Source organism: Flavobacterium sp. WG21 (assembly GCF_000335775.1).
GTDB lineage: Bacteria > Bacteroidota > Bacteroidia > Flavobacteriales > Flavobacteriaceae > Flavobacterium > Flavobacterium tructae.
Genome location: NZ_AMYW01000068.1, coordinates 1 through 2,441 on the forward strand (window position 1 = coordinate 1; position 2,441 = coordinate 2,441).

The 2,441-nt window shown below is 43.7% G+C and carries 1 pseudogene; it reads left to right on the forward strand.

What is annotated here, in order from left to right:
- Nucleotides 1–2,441: pseudogene (locus C245_RS23465) on the forward strand (hypothetical protein); the annotation flags it as partial.

Here is a 2,441-nt window from a genome sequence, read left to right on the forward strand (position 1 = left end):
CCGGAACATATACCGTGACCATTAAAGATGCTAATCTTTGTACCATCACTAAAACTTTTACTATCACTGAACCTGCAGCTGCTCTAACGGCTACTACTTCGCAAACTAACGTACTTTGTAAATCAGATACAACGGGATCTGCAACGGTAACCCCTACAGGAGGAACCGGAGCCTATACGTATTCCTGGGCACCATCTGGGGGGTCTGCCGCAACCGCTTCTAACTTAGCAGCCGGAACGTATACCGTGACGATTAAAGATGCGAATCTGTGTACAATTACTAAAACAGTAACCATTACCGAACCTGCAGCTGCTTTAACTGCCACTACTTCACAAACCAATGCGTCTTGTAATTCAGGAGCAACAGGATCTGCAACGGTAACAGTTTCGGGAGGAACAGGAGCCTACACTTATTCCTGGTCACCATCTGGAGGATCTGCCGCTACAGCTTCTAACTTAGCAGCCGGAACATACACCGTAACCATAAAAGATGCTAATCTTTGTACGATTACTAAAACTTTTACCATCACAGAGCCAAGCACTATAACTGCTACTACTTCGCAAACCAACGTACTTTGTAAATCAGATGCAACGGGGTCTGCAACAGTTACACCTACAGGAGGAACGGGAGCCTATACGTATTCCTGGTCACCATCTGGAGGATCAGCAGCAACGGCTTCTAACTTAACAGCCGGAACGTATACTGTGACCATAAAAGATGCTAATCTTTGTTCCATCACTAAAACCGTAACCATTACCGAACCTTCAGCGCCTCTAACCGCTACTACTTCACAAACCAATGTCGCTTGTAATGCAGGAACAACAGGTTCCGCAACGGTAACAGTTTCAGGAGGAACCGGAGCCTACACTTACTCTTGGGCACCATCTGGAGGATCTTCAGCAACAGCTTCTAATTTAGCTGCCGGAACATATACGGTAACAATCAAAGATGCAAATCTTTGTACGATTACTAAAACTTTTACCATCACAGAACCAACCGCTATAACTGCAACCACTTCACAAACCAACGTACTTTGTAAATCAAATACAACAGGTTCTGCAACAGTAACACCTACAGGAGGAACCGGAGCTTATACCTATTCCTGGGCACCATCAGGGGGATCTGCAGCAACAGCTTCTAATTTAGCAGCCGGAACTTACACTGTGACGATTAAAGATGCTAATCTTTGTACGATTACTAAAACTGTAACCATCACCGAACCTGCAGCTGCATTGACTGCTACAACTTCACAAACGAATGTGTCTTGTAATGCCGGAACAAATGGTTCTGCAACGGTAACTCCTGCCGGAGGAACCGGAGCCTATACTTACTCTTGGGCTCCATCTGGAGGATCTGCAGCAACGGCTTCTAATTTAGCTGCCGGAACATACACCGTGACCATAAAAGATGCAAATCTTTGTTCCATCACTAAAACTTTTACGATCACTGAACCAACAGTTCTAACCGCTACCACTTCACAAATGAATGTAGGTTGTGGAGGTGATAATACAGGATCAGCAACTGTAAATGTTTCCGGTGGAACTCCAGGATATACTTATCTATGGTCTCCTTCTGGTGGAACAGCAGCTACGGCAAGTGCTCTTACTGCCGGAACTTATACTGTAACGGTTACAGATGCAAACTCTTGTACCATATCTAAATCAGTTACTATTATCGACGGCGATTCTATTAAACCAATAATTGACCCACTGCCACAAACTTCTACTATTAATTGTCCTGCGACACCAGTATTTGCTACTGCCACTGCAACAGATAATAATGGAGTAATTTCATCCTTAACTTACAAAGATGTTATTACACCTGGTGGATGTGCAGGTTCCTATACGCAAACCAGAACCTGGACTGCTGTTGATGCCTGTGGAAATATCTCTCTTCCTGTTAGTCAGGTGATCATTGTACAAGATATTTCTGCTCCTACCTGGTCTACTGCAGCTGCCTCTTTAAACAAAACAATAGAATGTAGCGACACAGCAGCTTTAACTACCGCACAGGCTTTATTCCCAACAGCTACAGACGCTTGTGATACGGATGTTTCAAACATTGTAAAAGTAAGCGGTGCTTTTGTAGCCTCTCAAGGTTGTGCTAATGCAGGAACGTATACCAATACCTGGACCGTGAAAGACGATTGTGGAAATACTTCTGATACTTTTACTCAGGTAATTACTATTCAGGATACTTCAAAACCAACATGGTCTACACAAACTGCTTCTTTAAACAAAACAATAGAATGTAGCGATACAGCAGCTTTAACTGCCGCACAGGCTTTATTTCCAACCGCTACAGATGCTTGTGATACCAATGTTTCGAATATCGTAAAAGTAAGCGGTGCATTTGTGGCCTCTCAAGGTTGTGCTAATGCAGGAACGTATACCAATACCTGGACCGTGAAAGACGATTGTGGAAATACTTCTGACACCTTC